This window comes from Geobacillus sp. LYN3, from assembly GCF_003064505.1.
Classification (GTDB): domain Bacteria; phylum Bacillota; class Bacilli; order Bacillales; family Anoxybacillaceae; genus Parageobacillus_B; species Parageobacillus_B toebii.
Genome location: NZ_QCWL01000006.1, coordinates 1 through 8,066, shown reverse-complemented (window position 1 = coordinate 8,066; position 8,066 = coordinate 1). Strand labels below are relative to the sequence as shown.

The window sequence follows — 8,066 nt, the reverse complement described above, 5'->3', positions numbered from 1 at the left end:
CACGAAATGGGCAAAAGATGGGTTTGTTTTGCATGAAGACGGAACGTTGGAACTGTCGCTAGGAATTTGGAATCGAAAACGACAATCTCCTTTGGTGGTGAAAATCGACAAAGAGAAACTTCCAAACGGAAAAGTCAAAGAAATCGAGTTGGTCTATGACCGTGGTTTGTGGCTTTGTTTATCGTATGAAGATGGGAAAAAACCAAAAGAAAATCCATGTAAAAACCGTGTTGCTATTGACCCAGGGGAAATTCACACCATCGCAGCCATTTGTGAAAATGGGGAAAGCCTCATTATCACGGGAAGAAAAATAAGAAGCATTCATCGGTTGAGAAACAAGAAATTAAAAGAACTGCAAAAACTCATGAGCAGATGCAAAAAAGGCTCCAAACAATGGAAAAAGTACAATCGGGCGAAACAATATGTACTTTCGAAATCAGAGGCACAACTAAAGGATGCACTGCACAAAACCACGAGACAATTTGTTCGTTGGTGTTTGGAAAACCAAGTGAAAGAAGTCGTCATTGGAGATATCGAAGGAATCCAACGGAATACGAAAAAGAAACGAAACAAAAAGACCAATCAGAAATTATCCAATTGGTCGTTTGGAAAATTATTTGATTATCTCAAATACAAATTGAATGCCGAAGGAATTCAAATCGAGAAAAAAGATGAAAGTTATACCTCGCAAACATGCCCTGTTTGCGGGAAGAAAAATAAATCTTCTTCTAGAAATTATACATGTCAATGCGGGTACAAACGACACCGTGATATCCATGGGGCAATGAATTTATTTGCCAAAGTATATTATGGTGAAATCCGCCCATTGGAATTTACGGTCAAACCGTTTACGTATCGACGGATTGCTTAGGTATGAAGTCGTAGATGGCGAGTTCCCGCCCTTGAGTATCATGGATACTCATGTTGCCTGTGGCTCCCAACGGGACGGGTGCCAGGTGTTGCCTGCAGATAGGCTGCCAACCAGCCTATCATGCATCCACCTCCGAAGGGGAAACAGGAAACCCCCACTTCGATAAGTGGGGGAGGTTCATTATCTTGGTCGCCGTTTTGGAAAGGAATGATTAGAAGGGAGGATTTTGCATGGCAATCGGCCGAAATGACCCGTGCCCGTGCGGAAGCGGGAAAAAGTATAAGAAGTGCTGCATGAACAAACAGCAGGAGCGTGAAATCAAGCGAGTGCGGCAGCGCCGCTTTTTTGACCAAAAATATGAGCTGTCGCAAATGGTGCAGCGGTTTTTGGATGAATCGCTGTCTTATGATGAACGCGAAGCGGTCAACCGTACATTTCGCCGAATGATCGAACAAAAGGATCATCGTGAAGAGTTGAAGGTGTTTGAGACGCTTTGGCGTTTTTTCCTCCATCGTTATCCGAATGGATTGCGCGGCGTTGAATGGTTTCAACAGGAAAAAGGGCGTCGTCTGTCTCCGGAGCTCAAGGAAATGTTGGACCGCTGGGTTCGGCTTGTGCCGCGCCTTGTGCAATTTGTCGATTTGCATGATGAAGGAGGAGTGGCGGTCGACCGGTTGACGGGCGAGAAACTTCTCATGCCGTATTGCGAGACATTGGAGGTTGTGCGCCCTTGGGGCGGCATGTTTGCCTTTTTGGAGCCCTTTGACGGCGGCTATTACGTTTGCGGTGTATCATCGATTGTGGATCCGAAGGGCGTGGAACGGGCGGAAGAGAACATTCGCGTCTTGTTGACGCAAACCGATTGGCCGTATGAAAAGGTAGCCGTTGAACATTTTCTCGATATCGTCGATGCAGGCTATCCTCCGAGGGCGGACGATGTGCAAGAGGAGCGCACGCGATGGACGTATGAATACGAATGCCAGGAAGCCGCTGAGGCGATGAGGAAGCTTGCTTCGATCGGACGCGCTCACATTGATCATGACGATGGGGAGAAAGTGGAAGGTTCATGGTGCACCAATGTGTACCATTATGTCGGAGTGATTTCCCCCAAGCCGATTCATGTGTTTGAATTAGGCGGGTCATTATCCGCACATCGGTCGCGTCTCGTGTTGTCTACCGAGGAGGAAGGGACGGCCGAACAGCTCGTGTCGCTGCTGCAGGCGTTTGGGTATTCCCCAAAAGAACGAAAACGGGGGACAGAAGCCGTTTTGCGCCGAAAAGGGATCGAAAACGTTTCGCTTCATATTGATTCAGACCCAGACTCTCCCCCTTGGGTGGCAACGATGGCCGGATTGGATGTTCAAATGGAAAAAGCCCTTCACATCCCGCTTGAGAAATGGAATGGAAAAACCCCTCACGAAATGGCGCGCGAGGGGCGTGTGCAGGAAGTGGATGAGTGGCTGAAAGAGTATGAATTCCATTTGTTTAACATGCAAGAACGAGCCAATTTGCCGGTGCTCATCGGAGTGAATTCCATTCGCTCCCGTTATGGATTGCCCCCATCTCCGTTTAGCTCATCACATCGTCTTTCGGACTTATGGAAAATGAAATGGATGGGGCCGGAAAGAATCGAGACATTGTTGATCCGCGCGGAATGGGAAGGGATGTATTTTGCCGATGACGCATTGGCGTTTTATAACGAAGTCATCGTGAGCGAAGAAAAAGAAGCCAAAGAGGCGTGTTGGGCCGTGGTTTTGCTCGTGTGTGAATATATGACCGAGCGGACGTTTTCATCGTGGGAGGACGTAGGAGAAGAAGACTGGAAACAATGCATCGTCGATCAAATCCCGTCAAGATGGAGTTCGTTTTCATGGGAAGTGGTGAGCCGAGCGCTCGATATGTTGCTTGAGTGGGCCGATTGGCTGGACCGCCGTTATGGAACGAATCATCGAACTGTTATTGGTGCCGTGCTGGAAGAGGTCAGAAGCGAATTGGAACATTGCTTTGCTTTGCTGGATAAATGGAGGGGCGAGAACGGAAAGGGGGATGAGGAACTGATGGCTTGGCAGCTTGCTCGTTTGTTTGGTTTGCCTATTTCCCTTTCCGTCGGTTTCTCGTTTTTCCGCGTCAAGCGTGTGGAACAGGGGAAGGCGGTGCTGGATTGGCTTGCCCATAACCGAACGGTGACATGGGACATTCCGAAGCGGGCAGAGCCGCATCTGTTGCCGGGCATGTATATCGTCGCCGCGACCGATCGCAACGGCAAGCTGGACGATCTTGCCCGCGTATATCCGCCGTCTTTCTCTCCGTACGTAGAGTCGTGGCTTCAGGCGCTGCAAGAGTGGCCAGACAAGGTGGAGAAAGAACGGGCTGCGTTTCAAGAGCGCCTGCTTGCCTCGTTGTCCCGTTTGCTTCGCCGGCCGTAGGCGTCCCGATGAATGACGGGGCGCTTGTTTCTCTCGGCTCGGCCTCTATGATTCTCCATTATGCAGGCAAGCCCAATGGTAAGAGTCATTCATATTCTATTCTTAGGATTTTGGGCCATCACCATAACGTGTGCTTGATTGAGAAGCAGGGTTTTTCTCGTTTTACCGAGAAACGGATGAGGACGCGAATGATCCAAGAATCCTACACCTTTAGGAGTGCGGAGTGTCAACCGGCATGAAAATCATGGATTGGCTGATTTCTCCTTGGAGAAGGAAATATGGCATGTTTTGAAAAAGCCAAGGGCACCTTTTGGTGAAGAACCAGGATTTTGGTTAGGCATAAAAAATGGAATGCGAATCGATGTTCTCGACATGAGCGGCGGAAGTCCCAAAGTGCTTGCGATATGTGTTGCTGAAAGCAGTTCCATCACACGTTGATCGTGAATGTCTCCCCAAAGTGTTTAGCTGGCCCGAGCGTTAGCGTAGAGGGGGAGAACGTTCAATGACTATGATACAAAGAAAGTAGGTAGCTATATGGTGAAGGCATCGCGAAACAATCTTTGTCCATGCGGCAGTGGGAAAACGTACAAGCATTGTTGTGGGAAGAAAGAAGCAGTATCGATAGAATCTCTAATTGACCGTGAAGTGGCCAAATGTATGCAAGATGTGTTTTCGTTTGCGTTAGAGCGATATGAGGAAGAGCTTGCTTTCATGATGTCTGGTTCTCCATTTCAAGGGCTTCCTAACGAGCTGGAGACCAGCGCCAATTTATTGCTGACGAACTGGGCGATTTTTCACAGACACGTTGATGACAAAGGGATGACAATTTTTTCAGCCTATATGAGAAGCCGGCGCCGCACGCGGTGGCGTCCAGCAGTGCAAACTCATTTGAAGCGATGGGACGAGGCGGTTCCATCGTTTGACGAGATCATTCATATCGAGGATGAGCGGCGTTTCCTTGTACGCGATCTGTTGACCAGAAAAGAAAAGTACGTCCGTTTTTTGACGCCGGAGGAGCTTCCGTCTGCTAGGGAGGGGGACGTGTTAGTAGGATGCCTCGTTCCGCATGGGGACGAGTGGGCGTACTTCATGAAGGTGCTGCCGATTCCAAAGAGCGGGAAGGATCGGCTTGCGCGGGCGCTTCAAGCGGAATGGAATCCGGATATGAAAACGTGTGAAGTGTTTTTGCGCGAGTCGTTTCCGGAATTGCTTGAAATAGCGGTCCATGAGCTGTTGTGGCAGCTGCTGAGCGAAAAGGACTGGGGGGATCGAGATCAAGATGATGTTTTTCGCGAATTAAAGAAAAAGGAAGAAACAACCTCCTCCCTAGTGCTCAGCGAGGCTGCGTTCCTTTGGCGCGCATATTGCGAAATGGATGAACCGGTCATCAAGAATCCTGCTGTGTATGCGGCTGCACTCCGTTATTTGGCGAGTGAAATGGCTGGAAGAGAATTTGTCAATATGGAAAAGGTTGCGGAACACTACGGCGTTCCTGTAGAGGAAGTGGAAGCCGCTGTGATGGAATTGTTTTTATTTCGCACAGAGTTGCTCGATGATGGAGATGATGAGGGCGAGAATGATGATGAGTGGCTCTTTGACGATGGGGATGACGGTGATGAGATCTGGTTCGACGACGGTGGGATGGAGGATGGCGATGAGCTGGACCGTGCGATTGAGGAATGGCTTGACCAAGTTGAGGAGTTGTTTGATTGCGAGGGCTGGGACGTTGATCAAGTCCATCGCTTGATCGACAAAGCGATCCGAACATGGAAAAAGGACGGGTTGCTTGAAGGAGTCGATGCAGCTGAGTTGCGCAAGGAGCTCGAGGAGCTCGTCTGGGAGACGTTTGCCGAACGGGGATTTTTGTAAGGCGATGGACAAAGCAGGCAACAAAGGACAGATGGGTGCGAAAGAAGGTGCCCTTGAGAGATGACGGATACCTTCTTTCGCATGCGTTACAATCGGATATAGGCCAGCCGCTCGTTCGCTTCCTCGACGTCAAAGGCATCAGGGTCAAAATCTTCGCCTTTCATGTCGTACATCCAGTCTACCAGCTCGCGCAATTCGGGATCGGCAAGAGAGTCTTTTTGCGCCGCCGCTTCCAGCAGCTCCAGGTAGCCATAGACGCCGCCGCAATCCTCGGGAGGGCACGCCCGTTTTCCTTTCAGGCAAGCGGCGCGTTCCAACGGTTTTGGGAGTGTTTCAATCTTTTCAACAGTGACGGTATGGCGCCAGTAGTCGCCAAAATCGTAAATATATAGAAACTTTTGTTTTTCTTCCGTCAGCCATTGCTGTAATGGGATGCGGCGGGCGTCCATCAGTTCTTTTTCCAGCTGAAACGAATCCCAGCCGTCAGGGATGCCGATGAGAACGCTTCCGAAATCGAATTCGTATAAATGGGCTTGTTCCCATCCCATCGCTTCTTGGATGATGAGATGAAGCTCGTGAAATGTCGCATGTCCGGGAACAAGGACGCGCCGCCAAATCGGCGGGCGGATGCCGTTTAATGTGATTTTCAGCTGGTAGGCTGTTTTGGACCGCCGCCGTTTGGAGGGGGGTGCGCTCTTTGGCGCCTTAACCCATCTGCCGTGTGGACGGTCCCGCTCTGTCGGATGGAACATGGCAGACAATTCGTCGATCAGTTTAGCAAGATTGTCGGGGTTCATAGCCCTCGTCTCCTTTCGGATAAACGTTTTGTATAATAGTAGTTTATCCTGTCCATAGTAGAATTTAAACATTATTGATGGAAATATTGAAAAAAGAAAGATGGGAGAGGAGGATGACGCATGTCGATCGGCTGGAATGACCCATGCCCGTGTGGAAGTAGGAAAAAGTATAAGAAGTGCTGCATGAACAAACAGCAGAATCATGAAATCAAACGGGTGCGCCAGCGCCGCTTTTTTGGCCAAAAATATGAGCTGTCGCAAATGGTGCAGCGATTTTTGGATGAATCCACGAGTGTTGATTATCCAAAATTAGACATACGTCTTCCATAAATTTGGGCATACTCAAACAAAGCAGCGGCCATCCCGGATTTCCAATCGAGAGGAAGCTGCCCAGAGAAAAAACGGCGAACAAACGAAATGAAGGAAAGAGAGACGTTCGTCCGTTTTTTGGTTTGATCATACAGCCATCGCAGCAACACATACGCGATGAACGCCGCAAACAGTTGGTTGTATACCGCATTTTCCGTCGTGCCAAACAAGGTCGGGACATTCAGATATTGCTTCACCCAACGGAAAAAGACCTCAACAGTCCAACGTTGTTGGTACATGTCGGCAATGGTTTCCGCAGACGCATGGAAGAGGTTCGTCACGACCCGAATGTCGCGGCCATTTGCATCTCGAAAGATCACTACCCGGTGACGCTTGGTCGATCGGCATTGTTTCGTCCCCAACTGGCACGTGAAGTCGGCTTGAACCGATGAAGATGTGCTGGAAAGGCGTTTCAAGCTTTTTTTTCTGATGAAGTTCGATGTTGTCCTTCATTCGAATGACAAAGAGCTGATGCTGCTCCACAAATCGATCGAGGCGTTCGATTTTGAAATACGCCCGGTCTTCCACGAGCACTTGTTGAGCGTTCGTCAACTGTTCTCCCACTGGGCCATCGTGACGCAGTCCGGTCGTTTCCACCACGTCTGCCGGCAGCGAGGATTCCGGCGAATACGCGACGTGCAGCTTCACTCCGGCGCGTTCGCCGTGATACGGAGCCCATGGGAGGCGGTTTTTCCCGACCGTGACGGTCGTCGAATCCACCACCCGAAGCGGTTTGGGAAACCGAAGCGAACGGCGGGTTTGGCGGTTGCACTTGGAAATGATCAACGCCAACAAGCGTTTCATGATGTCATAGGGAACTTCTTTCGCTTTCTTGGATACAGTTGAATAATGGAATCGCGGCAATCCATACAGAGGCCCCACATCGGCTCCGTGGCGAAAGCTTTTCCATTGATGCATGGCGGTCAGCAGGAAGAAGTGAATCAACTCGCGCAACGTAAAGGTTCGAGACGAATCACGATACCCAACCGCTTCGGCAATCCGTTGAATCTCTTCATCCGAAACAAGTTTTTGCATCAAATTCGGGAGTGTGGTATGCTTGTTCATAGAGAGCACCTCCTGGGTTTGTTTGTGTCGTTACTCACATTCTACAGGAAAGGTGCTCTTTTTTCTATACACTTTGGATTTTATTGGATAATCAACACGCCTGATATTTTTTTAAAGGTAACAAATGATAGAACTAGAAATGCCTACGAAATTATTGAAGAACATATAAAAGTCACCGAAGATGGTCTAAGCTATGTTTGTTTATGAAAAACATTCATTATATTCTTTTGAGGACGGAGAACGTAAGTTAGTATCTTCTAATATAAACTTCTTTAAAATATCTCCTAACAAGGGCAAAGCTATTTTTTTGAAAAACAGTAAGGACTGGTATAAAGGTGATTTATATCTTAAAGAGTTACATAAAAAACCAAAATTAATTAAGAAAAACATAAATTTAAGATACGTTTCTAGCGACTTAAACAAAATTATGTATAAAACAGATAGAGACGATTTGTATGTTTTACTTAACTGTGAAACAAATAAATTAATAGCAAAAAAGGTATCTCAATCAGTATTATTAGAGAGAAAAAAAGAGGAATTTAAAATATTTTATACGGTAGAAAAAAGTTCAAAAGATTTCATATTATTATATGATTTATAGTAACTATTCACCCCAGTGCTAGTGTATAAAAAAGCCCAGCACAAATAGGGCATTTCGGTCATAGAAAA

General features: G+C 47.9%; 6 protein-coding genes and 1 pseudogene. 5 read left to right on the top strand and 2 right to left on the bottom strand.

The window, feature by feature from the left end; translation table 11 throughout:
• The 3 genes from DCC82_RS15780 to DCC82_RS15765 form a co-directional block, all read left to right on the top strand.
• Positions 1 to 871, top strand: an 871-nt coding sequence (locus DCC82_RS15780; RefSeq protein ID WP_233253053.1) for an RNA-guided endonuclease InsQ/TnpB family protein, incomplete at its 5' end; no start/stop codon positions are given.
• 230 nt (positions 872 to 1,101) lie between these two features.
• The gene (locus DCC82_RS15775; protein ID WP_097355003.1) at positions 1,102 to 3,297 is read left to right on the top strand and encodes a YecA family protein; all 2,196 of its coding nucleotides are present in this window, start codon (positions 1,102 to 1,104) and stop codon (positions 3,295 to 3,297) included.
• A 534-nt stretch (positions 3,298 to 3,831) separates the two neighbouring features.
• Positions 3,832 to 5,166: an SEC-C domain-containing protein gene (locus DCC82_RS15765; RefSeq protein WP_015865238.1), complete on the top strand. Its 1,335-nt coding sequence runs from the start codon at positions 3,832 to 3,834 to the stop codon at positions 5,164 to 5,166.
• Positions 5,167 to 5,252: 86 nt separating this feature from the next.
• Here the strand turns inward: DCC82_RS15765 and DCC82_RS15760 are convergent, their stop codons facing one another.
• On the bottom strand, positions 5,253 to 5,963 hold the full coding sequence (locus tag DCC82_RS15760; protein ID WP_015865237.1) for a plasmid pRiA4b ORF-3 family protein: 711 nt from the start codon (positions 5,961 to 5,963) through the stop codon (positions 5,253 to 5,255).
• Positions 5,964 to 6,083: 120 nt separating this feature from the next.
• Between DCC82_RS15760 and DCC82_RS15755 the strand changes: the two genes are divergently transcribed.
• Positions 6,084 to 6,293, top strand: a complete 210-nt coding sequence (locus DCC82_RS15755; protein WP_089098199.1) for an SEC-C metal-binding domain-containing protein — start codon at positions 6,084 to 6,086, stop codon at positions 6,291 to 6,293.
• On the opposite strand, the pseudogene DCC82_RS15750 reads toward DCC82_RS15755, so the two are convergent.
• Positions 6,263 to 7,397, bottom strand: a pseudogene (locus tag DCC82_RS15750) (IS4 family transposase). The gene DCC82_RS15755 and the pseudogene DCC82_RS15750 overlap by 31 nt on opposite strands.
• 193 nt (positions 7,398 to 7,590) lie before the next feature.
• Between DCC82_RS15750 and DCC82_RS17495 the strand changes: the two are divergent.
• A complete protein-coding gene (locus DCC82_RS17495) occupies positions 7,591 to 7,998 on the top strand; it encodes a hypothetical protein (RefSeq protein WP_147863182.1) in 408 nt (135 codons plus the stop codon).
• Positions 7,999 to 8,066 lie beyond the last annotated feature (68 nt).

Bases quoted from the DNA above. Each gene is read 5' to 3' on its own strand.
- DCC82_RS15755 (WP_089098199.1), top strand. From the start codon at position 6,084: ATGTCGATCGGCTGGAATGACCCATGCCCGTGTGGAAGTAGGAAAAAG.
- DCC82_RS15765 (WP_015865238.1), top strand. From the start codon at position 3,832: ATGGTGAAGGCATCGCGAAACAATCTTTGTCCATGCGGCAGTGGGAAA.
- DCC82_RS15760 (WP_015865237.1), bottom strand. From the start codon at position 5,963: ATGAACCCCGACAATCTTGCTAAACTGATCGACGAATTGTCTGCCATG.
- DCC82_RS17495 (WP_147863182.1), top strand. From the start codon at position 7,591: ATGTTTGTTTATGAAAAACATTCATTATATTCTTTTGAGGACGGAGAA.
- DCC82_RS15775 (WP_097355003.1), top strand. From the start codon at position 1,102: ATGGCAATCGGCCGAAATGACCCGTGCCCGTGCGGAAGCGGGAAAAAG.